This window comes from Streptococcus mitis, from assembly GCF_009496285.1.
GTDB lineage: Bacteria > Bacillota > Bacilli > Lactobacillales > Streptococcaceae > Streptococcus > Streptococcus mitis_BP.
In genome coordinates this window covers 37,515-50,647 of record NZ_WIJK01000008.1, presented here as the reverse complement: position 1 = coordinate 50,647, position 13,133 = coordinate 37,515, and the positions used below count along the sequence as shown (strand labels likewise).

General features: G+C 41.3%; 16 protein-coding genes. 14 read left to right on the top strand and 2 right to left on the bottom strand.

What is annotated here, in order from left to right:
* Positions 1-120: 120 nt before the first annotated feature.
* The gene (locus GEZ89_RS03970; protein ID WP_153225045.1) at positions 121-1,092 is read right to left on the bottom strand and encodes an aromatic acid exporter family protein; all 972 of its coding nucleotides are present in this window, start codon (positions 1,090-1,092) and stop codon (positions 121-123) included.
* 213 nt (positions 1,093-1,305) lie between these two features.
* Positions 1,306-2,511, bottom strand: a complete 1,206-nt coding sequence (gene sstT, locus GEZ89_RS03965; RefSeq protein ID WP_000821317.1) for a serine/threonine transporter SstT — start codon at positions 2,509-2,511, stop codon at positions 1,306-1,308.
* A 150-nt stretch (positions 2,512-2,661) separates the two neighbouring features.
* Here sstT and GEZ89_RS03960 point away from each other — a divergent pair, with 150 nt between their 5' ends.
* The 14 genes from GEZ89_RS03960 to GEZ89_RS03895 all read left to right on the top strand — a co-directional run bounded on the left by GEZ89_RS03960 (position 2,662) and on the right by GEZ89_RS03895 (position 13,102).
* Positions 2,662-3,228, top strand: coding sequence for a mechanosensitive ion channel family protein (locus GEZ89_RS03960; RefSeq protein ID WP_153225044.1), 567 nt, complete (start codon positions 2,662-2,664; stop codon positions 3,226-3,228).
* 51 nt (positions 3,229-3,279) lie between these two features.
* The gene (locus GEZ89_RS03955; protein ID WP_049508908.1) at positions 3,280-4,185 is read left to right on the top strand and encodes a magnesium transporter CorA family protein; all 906 of its coding nucleotides are present in this window, start codon (positions 3,280-3,282) and stop codon (positions 4,183-4,185) included.
* A gap of 24 nt (positions 4,186-4,209) precedes the next feature.
* The gene (locus tag GEZ89_RS03950; protein ID WP_153225043.1) at positions 4,210-4,737 is read left to right on the top strand and encodes a YqeG family HAD IIIA-type phosphatase; all 528 of its coding nucleotides are present in this window, start codon (positions 4,210-4,212) and stop codon (positions 4,735-4,737) included.
* A 2-nt stretch (positions 4,738-4,739) separates the two neighbouring features.
* Complete coding sequence (gene yqeH, locus GEZ89_RS03945) at positions 4,740-5,846, top strand: ribosome biogenesis GTPase YqeH (protein WP_153225042.1); 1,107 nt, start codon at positions 4,740-4,742, stop codon at positions 5,844-5,846.
* Positions 5,847-6,056: 210 nt separating this feature from the next.
* Positions 6,057-6,368, top strand: coding sequence for a ribosome assembly RNA-binding protein YhbY (gene yhbY, locus GEZ89_RS03940; protein WP_000060171.1), 312 nt, complete (start codon positions 6,057-6,059; stop codon positions 6,366-6,368).
* A 51-nt stretch (positions 6,369-6,419) separates the two neighbouring features.
* The gene (locus GEZ89_RS03935) at positions 6,420-7,049 is read left to right on the top strand and encodes a nicotinate-nucleotide adenylyltransferase (RefSeq protein WP_075231452.1); all 630 of its coding nucleotides are present in this window, start codon (positions 6,420-6,422) and stop codon (positions 7,047-7,049) included.
* Positions 7,049-7,642 (top strand): bis(5'-nucleosyl)-tetraphosphatase (symmetrical) YqeK, encoded by a 594-nt coding sequence (gene yqeK / locus GEZ89_RS03930; RefSeq protein ID WP_153225041.1) that lies wholly within the window; start codon positions 7,049-7,051, stop codon positions 7,640-7,642. Before GEZ89_RS03935 ends, yqeK begins: the two co-directional genes overlap by 1 nt.
* Positions 7,643-8,143 carry a cysteine hydrolase family protein gene (locus GEZ89_RS03925; RefSeq protein ID WP_016465503.1) on the top strand — a complete coding sequence of 167 codons (501 nt, stop codon included), beginning with the start codon at positions 7,643-7,645 and terminating at the stop codon, positions 8,141-8,143.
* A gap of 12 nt (positions 8,144-8,155) precedes the next feature.
* Positions 8,156-8,506 (top strand): ribosome silencing factor, encoded by a 351-nt coding sequence (gene rsfS / locus GEZ89_RS03920; protein ID WP_153225040.1) that lies wholly within the window; start codon positions 8,156-8,158, stop codon positions 8,504-8,506.
* Between the two features lie 274 nt (positions 8,507-8,780).
* A complete protein-coding gene (locus GEZ89_RS03915; protein ID WP_322741478.1) occupies positions 8,781-9,521 on the top strand; it encodes a class I SAM-dependent DNA methyltransferase in 741 nt (246 codons plus the stop codon).
* Positions 9,522-9,530: 9 nt separating this feature from the next.
* Positions 9,531-10,628 carry a nucleotidyltransferase gene (locus GEZ89_RS03910; RefSeq protein ID WP_153225039.1) on the top strand — a complete coding sequence of 366 codons (1,098 nt, stop codon included), beginning with the start codon at positions 9,531-9,533 and terminating at the stop codon, positions 10,626-10,628.
* 130 nt (positions 10,629-10,758) lie between these two features.
* Complete coding sequence (locus GEZ89_RS03905) at positions 10,759-11,013, top strand: type II toxin-antitoxin system Phd/YefM family antitoxin (RefSeq protein WP_186822552.1); 255 nt, start codon at positions 10,759-10,761, stop codon at positions 11,011-11,013.
* Positions 11,014-11,016: 3 nt separating this feature from the next.
* Positions 11,017-11,271, top strand: a complete 255-nt coding sequence (locus tag GEZ89_RS03900) for a Txe/YoeB family addiction module toxin (RefSeq protein WP_153225038.1) — start codon at positions 11,017-11,019, stop codon at positions 11,269-11,271.
* A 217-nt stretch (positions 11,272-11,488) separates the two neighbouring features.
* Positions 11,489-13,102 (top strand): ribonuclease Y, encoded by a 1,614-nt coding sequence (locus tag GEZ89_RS03895; protein WP_075231441.1) that lies wholly within the window; start codon positions 11,489-11,491, stop codon positions 13,100-13,102.
* Positions 13,103-13,133 lie beyond the last annotated feature (31 nt).

Sequence of the window (13,133 nt, the reverse complement as noted above, 5' to 3'; positions counted from 1 at the left end):
CTATCATTAGGAGTTCATAGAAATTTTGCAACTCAGTAAGATTCACTAGTGAGCTAGGTTCGAAACAGAAAAACACCTTTCGAATGGCAAGTTTTTGCAGATCGAAAGGTGTTTTGTGTGTTAAGATAAATTACTTTTGTCTTCAGTATACCGCTGATAGAAGTCAACTTTCAGTTGGATAAAGTTTTCCAATTCGCGTAGGAGTTGGAGCAAGGTTGCGCGTGTTTCAAATTCTTCTCTTGTTTTTGGGAGGGTGCGATGACGAAAAACTTCAAGATAGCCTTCGATGGCAGCTAGCAAATCATCGGCAGGATTGGTCTGGCTGAGTTGATCCGCAATTTTCGCAAAAAGTTGAGCAAGGATCAGGCTTTCACTTGCGGCTAGATTACAGGTGTTGATTTGCTGGGCCATATTGCGAAGAATGCGACTCTGTCTCTGTCTCATTTCAAAATAGTGGATGTGGTAATCGGTTTGGTGAAAAAGATGATCCGAATGGTCTAGGTAGACGAGTTTTAGAGCTTCTTCAAGGAGCTGGTCCAGTTCTTCAACAAGTTGGGCACGGTTACGACCATCACCTTTTCCAAGGTAATATTCAAAACGGAGGAGGATATGCTTGAGTTTTTCTTCTACCTTGAGATGGTAGAGATGGATCTCTTTTTGCCGAGAAGGCATATAGAGATTGACTGTCAAGGCAAAGCTAGTACCGATGAGAAATAGGAGAAGTTCATTCACTAGCAGTTCTGGTGAGGTAGACTCTTGAACTAAGAGATGACTGACCAAGACACTACTAGGGGTAATGCCAATCTCCCAGCCCAGTTTATAGGTCAGAGGGACATAGAGGGCGAGATAGAGACCAAAACTCCAAATATGGTAGCCAGTCAGTTGAAAGGCTAAGACGCCGATAGACAGAGCCAGCAGGGTTGAGAATAAGCGGTTTTTAGCCAGTTTGATCGTACTTCTACGGGTATCTGATAAGCTCAAAAGGGCGATGATACCAGCAGAAACAGCCGAAGATAAATCAAGAAAGTAGGCTAGAACACAGGCTAGACAAGTGGCTAAAACAAGTTTAAAAGTACGTTGAGTGATAGACATGAGACATTTCCTAAAATGAATGATAGAAACCAGACAAAGGCGGTGGGACAGAAATCGATAGACAAAGTCTCGATTTCGTCGTCCCAGCCCCGCGAGGATGATTAGGAGCTTTTTGGAGTCTAAAAGACGAACAAAAAGTTCAATCAGCTACCGCGTCAAAGTTTGATTGTTAATGAAAAGTGAGGTCGGGATTTTTTGTCCCAACCTCCTTGATTATTTATTGCGAGCAGAGGAAAATTCAGCTACTGCTGTAAAGAGGACATCTGTTGAGGAGTTGAGGGCTGTTTCGCAAGAGTCTTGGATAACACCGATGACAAATCCGACACCCACAACCTGCATAGCGATATCATTGGTAATTCCAAAGAGACTGCAAGCAACCGGGATAAGTAGGAGTGAACCTCCGGCGATTCCTGAAGCACCGCAGGCAGAGATGGCTGCAACGATACTGAGTACAAAGGCTGTTGCAAAATCAACTGAGATTCCAAGGGTATTGACAGCAGCTAGGGTTAAGATGTTGATGGTAACAGCAGCTCCAGCCATATTGATAGTTGATCCAAGTGGGATAGAAACAGAATAGGTATCTGGATTAAGACCTAGATCCTCACAGAGTTTCATATTAACAGGGATATTTGCAGCTGAGCTTCGGGTGAAAAAGGCTGTGACTCCGCTGATACGCAAACATTTCCAAACAAGTGGATAAGGATTTTTCTTGATAAATAGAAAAGCAATCAGAGGATTGATCACTAGGGCAACGAAAACCATAGTGGCAATCAAAAGTCCGAGTAAGATTCCGTAATTTGCTAAACTCGCAATACCTTGGCCAGAGATGGTTTCGAAGACTAATCCGAGGATACCAAATGGCGCAAGGTTAATGATCCATTCGACGATTTTTGAAGTCACACTGGCCATTGTTTTGAGTAGTTCCTTGCTATTTTTGCTAGCTTCACGCATGGCAACTCCAAAGACGATAGCCCAAGATAAAATTCCAATATAGTTAGCTTCGATGATGGCATTGACAGGATTATCTACTATTTTTAGTAGGAGATTACTGAGGACTTGTCCGATGCCGTCTGGAGGAGTAACTTCTGTACTAGCACTACTCAAGACCATCTGAACAGGGAAGAGAAAGCTAGCCAAAACTGCTACAAGAGCCGCAGCAAAGGTCCCCAGCAAATAGAGGAAAATGACTTTTTTCATATTGCTATCTTGACCTTTCTGGTGTTGGGAAAGGGCGTTAGCGACTAAAGCAAAAACTAGGATAGGGGCGATGGCCTTTAGTCCTCCTACAAATAAATCTCCCAATAAACCGATGCCAGTTAGATTAGGAACGAGTAGACCCAGAATTGCTCCTAAGGTCATTCCGATTCCGATCCGTTTGATAAGATTTGTTTTGTTCCAAGCACGAATAATTCTTTTCATAAAGGTCTCCTTTTTGTGTATTGTTTATGATTATAGTATAAATATACTTGAAAAGCAAGTGTCTTATAGATTTTATTAGAATAAATGAATATTTATGAAAAGGATGGCGAGGAAGGATTTATGGTATAATGAATAGAAAAGGAGTTTTATATGCAAGAATTTTTTCAACGTTATCTGGATAAATTAGATGTAGCAACTGTTTTAGAGAATCTCTTGACCAAGGTGATTTCCCTTTTGCTACTGATTCTTACCTTTTATATTGCTAAAAAGTTCCTCCATATTGCTGTAGGAAAGATTGTTAAACCTTCACTTAAGTTTTCAAATCGAGATGCTGGTAGACAAAAGACCATTTCTCGTTTGCTTGAGAATATTTTTAACTATATTCTTTATTTCTTCTTGATTTACTGTATCTTGTCTATCTTAGGGTTGCCTGTTTCTAGCTTACTTGCAGGTGCGGGGATTGCTGGAGTGGCTATCGGTATGGGAGCACAAGGTTTTCTATCAGACGTCATCAATGGCTTCTTTATTCTCTTTGAACGCCAGTTGGATGTAGGAGATGAAGTTGTTTTGACCAATGGTCCTATTACTGTATCGGGAAAAGTAGTTAGTGTCGGAATTCGAACGACTCAACTGAGAAGTGATGACCAAGCCCTTCACTTTGTTCCTAACCGCAATATTACCGTTGTGAGTAATTTTTCAAGGAAAGAAGAGAACTGAAATTTTACTTGATTTATGGTACAATAGAAAGAGTTTGGTAAAGGAGAAACGATGTTTTTAGATAAGCAGTTAGGGAATGGTTGTACCTGGATTAATCTAGATGTGGAAATCATCAAAAATCTTGAAGATTTATCTGAAATCTATGGATTGGATAAAGAAACCATCGAGTATGCGCTGGATAGAAACGAACGAGCTCACATGGATTATAACCGTGAAAATGGGACAGTGACCTTTATTTACAACGTTCTTGACTTAGAAAGGGACAAGGAATACTATGAAGCCATTCCTATGACCTTTATCGTGGAAAAGCAACGAATGATTACCATCAGCAACCATAAGAATGCTTATGTCATTGATCAGATGCTAGGCTATCTTGAAAATCATGAAATCATTTCAATCTACAAGTTTCTATTTGCTGGTTTAGAGCTTATTAGCAATGCCTATTATCCTGTCATTGAACAGATGGATAAAAGTAAGGATGAAATCAGTGCCTTGTTGCGTCAAACAACCACTAAAAAAAATCTTTTTGCCCTCTCTGACTTGGAAACTGGTATGGTTTACTTAACAGCTGCGGCTAAACAAAATCGCCTCCTCTTGGAGCATATCCAGGGACATGCGCTTTATCGGAACTTTAACGAAGTGGAAAGAGAGCAGTTTGATGATGCTATGATTGAAGCTCATCAGTTGGTGTCCATGACAGATTTGATTTCTCAGGTTTTACAACAACTCTCAGGATCTTACAATAATATCCTAAACAACAATCTGAATGATAATTTGACAACCTTGACCATTATCTCAGTTTTGCTAGCCATTCTTGCAGTCATTACAGGATTTTTCGGAATGAATGTCCCTCTGCCATTTACAGAAGAGCCTAATGCCTGGATATATATTTTAATTGCTAGTTTAATTTTATGGGCAATCTTGGCTCAGTATCTAAAGAAAATTGCTAGAAACTAAAAAATAGAAAGAAAAGGAGCCAGAATGGCGATTGAAAATTACATGCCAGATTTTGCTGTGGAAGCAGTTTATGATCTGACAGTTCAAAGCCTGCAAAAACAGGGAATCAAAGCTGTTTTGGTGGATTTGGACAATACCCTGATTGCTTGGAATAATCCAGATGGAACAGTAGAGATGAAGCAATGGTTGTATGATCTGCGTGATGCTGGGATACGTATCATTGTGGTATCTAACAATACTCCCAAACGTGTCAAACGAGCAGTTGAAAAATTTGATATTGACTATGTTTACTGGGCACTGAAGCCCTTTACTTTAGGAATTAACCGTGCCATGAAACACTTCCACTATAAAAAGAACGAAGTTGTCATGGTAGGCGACCAGCTGATGACGGATATTCGAGCAGCCCATCGAGCAGGTATTCGCTCGATTTTGGTTAAACCCTTGGTTCAGCACGACTCTATTAAGACTCAGATTAACCGAGCGCGTGAGCGTCGTGTGATGAGAAAAATCGCTGAAAAGTACGCCCCTATTACTTATAAAAAAGGAATCTAATTATGGAAGAAATTCTCTGTATTGGTTGTGGAGCAACCATTCAGACGGAAGATAAGACTGGTTTAGGTTTTACACCTCAGTCAGCACTTGAAAAAGGTTTGGAAACTGGAGAAGTTTATTGCCAGCGTTGTTTCCGTCTTCGTCATTATAATGAAATCACAGATGTTCAGTTAACGGATGATGATTTCCTCAAACTCTTGCACGAGGTTGGAGATAGCGATGCCTTGGTGGTCAATGTCATTGATATTTTTGATTTCAATGGCTCTGTTATCCCAGGTTTGCCACGCTTTGTGTCGGGAAATGATGTGCTCTTGGTTGGAAACAAAAAAGATATCCTACCTAAGTCGGTGAAACCAGGTAAGATTAGCCAGTGGCTGATGGAGCGTGCTCACGAGGAAGGCTTGCGTCCTGTTGATGTCGTCTTGACTTCAGCCCCAAACAAGCATGCCATTAAGGAAGTCATTGACAAGATCGAGCACTACCGTAAGGGACGTGATGTCTATGTTGTTGGGGTGACCAATGTCGGGAAATCAACCCTTATCAACGCCATTATCCAAGAAATTACAGGTGACCAGAACGTCATCACAACTTCACGCTTCCCAGGAACAACTCTAGATAAGATTGAAATTCCACTCGATGATGGAACTTATATCTACGATACACCAGGGATTATCCATCGTCACCAGATGGCTCACTACTTGACTGCTAAAAACCTCAAGTATGTCAGTCCTAAAAAGGAAATCAAGCCAAAAACCTATCAGCTAAACCCTGAACAAACCCTATTTTTAGGTGGATTGGGACGCTTTGACTTTATTGCAGGAGAAAAGCAAGGTTTTACAGCCTTCTTTGACAATGAACTCAAACTTCATCGTACCAAGCTAGAGGGAGCTAGTGTCTTTTACGACAAGCACCTTGGAACCCTCCTTACGCCACCAAATAGCAAGGAAAAAGAAGATTTTCCAAAACTAGTCCAACATGTATTTACCATCAAGGACAAAACTGACCTAGTCATCTCAGGACTAGGTTGGATTCGAGTGACAGGCACCGCCAAAGTCGCCGTCTGGGCACCAGAAGGCGTCGCCGTCGTCACACGAAAAGCAATTATTTAAAATAAAATCACCGAGCGAACAAAGTGAGCTCATAAAAAGATAGTTATTGCCGTGGTGTCTTGCCAATCTTTAGATTGGCAAGGGGCACAATTGAGACCTAGGCTCAATTGTGAGGTTAGGAAATCCATTTTTCAAAGATGAAATCATTGAAAAATTAGTTCCGACCGTCCCTCACCACCTAAAATAACTATCAAAAAAGGAAGAAAGAATATGTCATTAACATCGAAACAACGTGCCTTCCTCAACAGCCAGGCACACACCCTCAAACCCATTATCCAAATCGGGAAAAATGGTCTCAACGACCAAATCAAAACCAGTGTTCGTCAGGCTCTTGATGCTCGTGAATTGATCAAGGTTACACTCTTGCAAAACACAGATGAGAATATCCACGAAGTAGCTGAAATCTTGGAAGAAGAAATCGGTGTGGATACAGTCCAAAAAATTGGACGCATCTTGATTTTGTATAAACAATCAAGCAAAAAAGAAAATCGCAAGATTTCTAAAAAAGTTAAAGAAATCTAAGAACGATACTCCCAAAAGCTGTTTTTACAGAAGAGTAAAGGAGATTAACCTATGGCAATCGAATTATTAACTCCCTTTACGAAAGTGGAGTTAGAGCCAGAAATCAAGGATAAAAAACGGAAACAAGTCGGTATTTTAGGAGGGAATTTTAATCCCGTTCATAATGCCCATCTGATTGTTGCAGATCAAGTGCGCCAACAGTTGGGATTGGATCAGGTTCTGCTCATGCCCGAATACCAACCACCTCACGTAGATAAAAAGGAAACCATTCCTGAACACCATCGCCTCAAGATGTTAGAATTGGCGATTGATGGAATCGAAGGTATAGCTATTGAGACCATCGAGCTAGAGCGTAAGGGGATTTCCTACACCTACGACACCATGAAGCTTCTAACAGAGAAGAATCCAGATACAGATTACTATTTCATTATCGGTGCCGATATGGTAGACTATTTGCCTAAGTGGTACCGAATTGATGAGTTGGTGGAACTAGTTCAGTTTGTAGGGGTTCAACGTCCGCGTTACAAGGCAGGGACTTCTTATCCAGTTATCTGGGTGGATGTGCCTCTCATGGATATTTCGTCTAGTATGGTGCGTGACTTCATTGCCCAAGGACGAAAACCTAACTTTCTCCTACCCAAACCAGTGCTAGACTATATTGAGAAAGAAGGGCTTTACTGATGGCATACCAAGACTATATCAACTGTTCCCGTGAGGAATTGTTGGAAAAAATGGCAGAGCTTCTACCTGAAAAACGCTTAACCCATTGCTTGGGTGTGGAGCGTGCAGCCATAGAACTGGCTCAGCGCTTTGGAGTCGATGTTGAGAAAGCAGGTCTAGCAGGCCTTCTTCATGACTATGCTAAAAAGCTGTCAGATCAGGAATTTCTGGATTTGATTGATCGTTATCAGCTAGACCCTGACCTCAAAAACTGGGGCAATAATGTCTGGCATGGCATGGTTGGCATCTACAAGATTCAGGAAGATTTGGATTTGCATGATTCAGAAATCCTGCGAGCCATTGAAATCCATACAGTTGGGGCTGACCAGATGACGGACCTAGATAAGGTCATCTACGTCGCAGACTACATCGAGCACAATCGTACCTTTCCAGGAGTGGATGTGGCGCGTGAGATTGCAAGTTTGTCACTTAATAAGGCGGTGGCCTACGAAACAGCTCACACAGTGGAGCATTTGGCTCACCAGGGATTCCCCATCTATCCCCAAACCCTTGGAACCTATAACGCCTATGTGCACTATTTGAAAGAGGACTAAATGAAGACGGCTTTTATAATCATTGATGTTCAGAATATTTTAGTGGAAACTGGGTTTCAGACAAAAAGTCTATTGGAAAAAATTTCTTATTTACAAAACCAGGCTAGAAGCAAGAATATCGAAATTATTTATGTTCAACATATTGAGAACTCTGAAGCTCAAACATCAGAAGATTGGCAGTTATCTGAGCTTTTAAGTCGAAAACCTAATGAAAAGGTCTTTCAGAAGAAGTATAACAGTATTTTCAAAGAAACTGGTTTAAAAGAATACTTGGATAAACAGGGGATTGAAAAATTAGTTTTATGTGGTATGCAGACAGAATATTGTGTGGATACCTCTGTCAAGGTTGCCTTTGAATATGGCTATCAGCTTATTATTCCAGAAGGAACTTGCACAACGTTTGATGGCGATGACATTCCAGCAGAAACGATAAATGAATTTTATGAGGGCATTTGGGAGGGGCGCTTTGCAGATGTCCTAGATTACAAACATATTTTCTAGAAAGAGGATTAAATGAAAGAAAAAGAATTACTAGAACTAGTCGTGAAAGCGGCTGATGAGAAACGCGCGGAGGATATCCTCGCACTTGACGTACAAGATTTGACCAGCGTGACAGACTACTTTGTTATCACTAGCTCAATGAATAGCCGTCAGTTGGATGCTATCGCTGACAATATCCGTGAAAAAGTTGCTGAAGCAGGCTTTAAAGGCAGCCATGTCGAAGGTGATGCAGCTGGAGGCTGGGTCTTGCTAGACCTCGGCAGTGTCGTTGTGCATATCTTCTCAGAAGAAATGCGTGCCCACTATAACCTCGAAAAGCTATGGCATGAGGCTAATTCTGTAGATTTATCAGAAACTCTATAGTCTTTTCCTTTATCTTTTATTACGGCGTTAACTCGAAACGAGAAACAAGCTAAGCTTGTCTGATTTATAACCTCAATCAGTCTCCCAGACTGATTGAGCAAACTCTAGTTATGCCTGCAATTCGTTTCCTAGTACTAAAAGCAAACGAAAAGACTATAGCGTTACAATTGAACTCAGTTGCAGTCAACTGGGTTTTATTTGCTTATTTTAGAAAAATTGATTGAAAGGTAAAGGGCGAGTGGTGTTTGCCATGGACGCTCTTGGTATCATGATTATGGCAACTTATGAAACTTTTGCGGCGGTCTATGATGCGGTCATGGATGATAGTTTATATGACAAATGGACGGACTTTTCGCTACGCCATTTGCCTAAAACCAAGGACAGAAAGAAGCTTTTGGAATTGGCTTGTGGGACAGGGATCCAGTCCGTTCGCTTTTCGCAAGCTGGTTTTGATGTGACTGGACTTGATTTGAGTGCGGATATGTTGAAGATTGCCGAAAAGAGAGCGGCTTCAGCCAAGCAAAAGATTGATTTCATTGAAGGTAATATGCTGGATTTGTCCAAGGCAGGTAAATACGACTTTGTGACCTGCTATTCCGATTCTATCTGCTATATGCAGGATGAAGTGGAAGTAGGGGATGTCTTTAAAGAAGTCTATAATGCCCTCAATGAAGATGGTGTCTTTATCTTTGATGTGCATTCGACCTACCAGACTGATGAGGTCTTTCCAGGTTATTCTTATCATGAAAATGCGGAAGATTTTGCCATGCTTTGGGATACCTATGAGGATGCAGCACCACATTCTATCGTGCATGAACTGACCTTCTTTGTCAAGGAGACAGACGGTTCCTTTAGTCGTCATGATGAAGTCCATGAAGAGCGTACTTATGAGGTCTTGACCTATGATATTTTGCTGGAGCAGGCTGGCTTTAAATCCTTTAAACTCTTTGCGGACTTTGAAGACAAGGAGCCAACAGAAACCAGTACCCGTTGGTTTTTCGTCGCACAGAAGTAGGAGATTACCATGACCATTACAGGTATTATCGCGGAGTTCAATCCCTTTCATAATGGACATAAATACCTGCTGGAACAGGCAGAGGGACTGAAAATCGTTGCCATGTCTGGGAATTTCATGCAGCGTGGAGAGCCTGCTATCGTGGATAAGTGGACACGGGCGCAGATGGCGCTGGAACATGGCGCGGATTTGGTCGTGGAATTGCCCTTTTTAGTCAGTGTCCAAGCGGCGGATTTTTTCGGCCAAGGTGCAGTGGCTATCTTGGCTCGTTTGGGAATTGATACCTTAGCCTTTGGGACAGAGGAAGTTCTGGATTATCAGAAAATTACTGCCCTATACTCAGAACGTGGTCAAGAGATGGAACTTTTCATGGAAAACTTACCTGATTCTCTTTCTTATCCCCAGAAAAACCAAGCTATGTGGAAGGAGTTTGCAGGTCTTGATTTTTCTGGTGATACGCCCAATCATGTTCTTGCTCTCGCCTATGCCAAGGCAGTCGCGGGGCGCAACATCAAACTTCATCCAATTCAACGTCAGGGAGCAGGTTATCATTCTGTGGACAAGGATGTGGACTTTGCCTCAGCGACAGCTCTTCGTCAACATCAAAATGATCAAAATTTCTTAGAACGTTTTATGCCTTCGGTTGAAATCTTTAAAAATGCTGGTAAGGTGAGCTGGGATAACTATTTTCCCTTGCTCTGCTATCAAATTTTGTCAAATCCTGACCTAACTAACATTTATCAGGTCAATCAAGAAATGGCGGTGCGCATCAAGGATGCTATAAAGATAGCTCAGTCTGTGGAAGAGTTGGTAGAGGCAGTTGCCACCAAACGATACACCAAGGCTCGTGTACGACGACTTTTGACCTATATCTTGGTCCAGGCTAGAGAAAGCGACTTACCAGAAGGCATACATGTCTTTGGCTTTACAGAAAAAGGCAGACAACATCTCAAATCTCTGAAAGACCAAGTCCAGCTAGTTAGTCGCATCGGTAAAGAACCCTGGGATGCTATGACTCAAAAGGCAGATCAAGTCTACCAACTAGGAAATCCCAATCTCTTAGAGCAGAATTTTGGTCGAGTGCCAATTAAAATCGAATCAAACTGAGTCTACTTTGAGGTAGGCTTTTTTGTTTTTTTCGAATAAATAGAAAGAAAGGAAAAAATCTTGTACAAGTTCCTGACAATTTTTTCTTTTCGTGTATAATAATGGAATAGAGGTAAAACGAGGTATGGTTATGGAAGCAGTTCTTTACTCAACATTCCGAAATCATTTAAAGGACTATATGAAGAAGGTAAACGATGAGTTTGAGCCTTTGACAGTAGTTAATAAAAATCCTGATGAAGACATTGTAGTTCTTTCAAAGAGTGAGTGGGATAGTATTCAAGAAACCTTGAGAATTGCTCAGAATAAGGAGCTTTCTGACAAGGTCTTGCGAGGAATGTCCCAAGTTCGTGCAGGACATACTCAGGTGCATGTGATAGAGGAGTGATGGATGCTACTCAAGTTTACAGAAGATGCCTGGGCGGATTATTGCTACTGGCAAAACCAAGATAAGAAAACATTGAAAAGAATCAATAAACTAATCAAGGATATTCAACGCGACCCTTTTACAGGAATTGGTAAACCAGAACCGCTCAAGTATGATTACCAAGGAGCTTGGTCACGTCGTATTGAAGCAGAAAATTGCTTGATTTACATGATGGATGCAGATAGCGTCGCTTTCTTATCCTTTAAAGATCATTATTAAGTCTACTGAAAGGTAGGCTTTTTAACTTATTTTTTTCTAAAAAAATCTTTAAAAATTTACTTAGGGAGAATAGCCTATTTTATTAGGGAAAATAAGGATTTTTAACCTTGAAATGACCAAAACAACTTCAAATTAAGGTTTGTTAAAAATGATTTTTTATGGTAGAATGTATAAGAATGCATATCATTCGGATAAACAAATAAATTGAGGTAAAAACATGGAAATTATGGCGATTGTTATCGTTGTTTTTGCCGTCATCATTGGTTTAGTCATTGGATATGTCAGCATCTCAGTCAAGATGAAATCATCACAAGAGGCTGCAGAGCTGATGCTTTTAAATGCTGAACAAGAAGCAACTAATTTACGAGGACAAGCTGAGCGCGAAGCGGATTTATTACTCAATGAAGCTAAGAGCGAAAGCAAGTCTCTTAAAAAAGAAGCACTATTGGAGGCCAAAGAAGAAGCCAGAAAATACCGTGAAGAAGTGGACGCTGAATTTAAATCAGAACGTCAAGAACTCAAGCAGATCGAAAGTCGTTTGACCGAACGTGCTAGCAGTCTTGATCGTAAAGATGACAATTTGACGAACAAAGAAAAAACACTTGAACAAAAAGAACAAAGTATTTCTGATAGAGCAAAAAACCTTGATGTACGTGAAGAGCAACTAGAAGAAATTGAGAAACAAAAGCAAGCTGAACTAGAGCGTATTGGAACTCTGACTCAGTCGGAAGCAAAAGACATTATCTTGGCCCAGACAGAGGAAAACTTGACTAAGGAAATTGCTAGTCGCATTCGTGAGGCTGAGCAAGAAGTTAAGGAACGTTCAGACAAATTGGCTAAGGACATCTTGTCCCAAGCTATGCAGAGAATTGCTGGTGAGTATGTGGCTGAGTCTACCAACTCTACGGTTCATCTGCCTGATGATACGATGAAAGGTCGTATCATTGGTCGTGAAGGTCGTAACATCCGTACTTTTGAAAGTTTGACAGGGGTTGATGTCATCATTGATGATACGCCAGAAGTGGTAACCTTGTCAGGTTTTGATCCTATCCGTCGCGAGATTGCCCGTATGACTATGGAAACCTTGCTTAAGGATGGACGTATTCACCCAGCTCGTATCGAAGAGTTGGTTGAGAAAAATCGTCAAGAGATTGATAACAAGATTCGTGAATATGGTGAAGCTGCAGCCTATGAGATTGGTGCACCGAACCTTCACCCAGACTTGATGAAGATCATGGGTCGCCTGCAGTTCCGTACGTCATACGGACAAAATGTCTTGCGTCATTCGATTGAAGTGGCTAAGTTGGCTGGTATCATGGCCAGCGAACTTGGTGAAAATGCCGCACTTGCCCGTCGTGCGGGATTCCTCCACGATATTGGTAAAGCCATTGACCGTGAGGTAGAAGGCAGCCACGTTGAGATTGGTACAGAATTGGCTCGCAAGTACAAGGAACACCCAGTTGTGGTTAATACTATTGCCAGTCACCACGGAGATGTAGAACCTGAGAGTGTGATTGCAGTGATCGTTGCTGCGGCGGATGCCTTGAGTGCTGCCCGTCCAGGAGCTCGTAGTGAATCACTTGAAAGCTACATCAAACGTCTCCATGATTTAGAGGAAATTGCTAATAGCTTTGAAGGTGTTCAAAATAGCTTTGCCCTTCAAGCAGGTCGTGAAATCCGTATCATGGTAAACCCAGGTCAAATCAAGGACGACAAGGTCACAATCTTGGCTCATAAAGTTCGTGAGAAAATCGAAAACAATCTCGATTATCCAGGAAATATTAAGGTAACCGTGATTCGTGAACTTCGTGCAGTTGATTATGCAAAATAAATAAGAAAGAGCAGTTGAAAAATTACTGCTT

What these genes read in the sequence shown, in the direction of transcription:
- GEZ89_RS03970 (WP_153225045.1), bottom strand. Translation starts at nt 1,092, where the DNA reads ATGTCTATCACTCAACGTACTTTTAAACTTGTTTTAGCCACTTGTCTA.
- sstT (WP_000821317.1), bottom strand. Translation starts at nt 2,511, where the DNA reads ATGAAAAGAATTATTCGTGCTTGGAACAAAACAAATCTTATCAAACGG.
- GEZ89_RS03960 (WP_153225044.1), top strand. Translation starts at nt 2,662, where the DNA reads ATGCAAGAATTTTTTCAACGTTATCTGGATAAATTAGATGTAGCAACT.
- GEZ89_RS03955 (WP_049508908.1), top strand. Translation starts at nt 3,280, where the DNA reads ATGTTTTTAGATAAGCAGTTAGGGAATGGTTGTACCTGGATTAATCTA.
- GEZ89_RS03950 (WP_153225043.1), top strand. Translation starts at nt 4,210, where the DNA reads ATGGCGATTGAAAATTACATGCCAGATTTTGCTGTGGAAGCAGTTTAT.
- yqeH (WP_153225042.1), top strand. Translation starts at nt 4,740, where the DNA reads ATGGAAGAAATTCTCTGTATTGGTTGTGGAGCAACCATTCAGACGGAA.
- yhbY (WP_000060171.1), top strand. Translation starts at nt 6,057, where the DNA reads ATGTCATTAACATCGAAACAACGTGCCTTCCTCAACAGCCAGGCACAC.
- GEZ89_RS03935 (WP_075231452.1), top strand. Translation starts at nt 6,420, where the DNA reads ATGGCAATCGAATTATTAACTCCCTTTACGAAAGTGGAGTTAGAGCCA.
- yqeK (WP_153225041.1), top strand. Translation starts at nt 7,049, where the DNA reads ATGGCATACCAAGACTATATCAACTGTTCCCGTGAGGAATTGTTGGAA.
- GEZ89_RS03925 (WP_016465503.1), top strand. Translation starts at nt 7,643, where the DNA reads ATGAAGACGGCTTTTATAATCATTGATGTTCAGAATATTTTAGTGGAA.
- rsfS (WP_153225040.1), top strand. Translation starts at nt 8,156, where the DNA reads ATGAAAGAAAAAGAATTACTAGAACTAGTCGTGAAAGCGGCTGATGAG.
- GEZ89_RS03915 (WP_322741478.1), top strand. Translation starts at nt 8,781, where the DNA reads ATGGCAACTTATGAAACTTTTGCGGCGGTCTATGATGCGGTCATGGAT.
- GEZ89_RS03910 (WP_153225039.1), top strand. Translation starts at nt 9,531, where the DNA reads ATGACCATTACAGGTATTATCGCGGAGTTCAATCCCTTTCATAATGGA.
- GEZ89_RS03905 (WP_186822552.1), top strand. Translation starts at nt 10,759, where the DNA reads ATGGAAGCAGTTCTTTACTCAACATTCCGAAATCATTTAAAGGACTAT.
- GEZ89_RS03900 (WP_153225038.1), top strand. Translation starts at nt 11,017, where the DNA reads ATGCTACTCAAGTTTACAGAAGATGCCTGGGCGGATTATTGCTACTGG.
- GEZ89_RS03895 (WP_075231441.1), top strand. Translation starts at nt 11,489, where the DNA reads ATGGAAATTATGGCGATTGTTATCGTTGTTTTTGCCGTCATCATTGGT.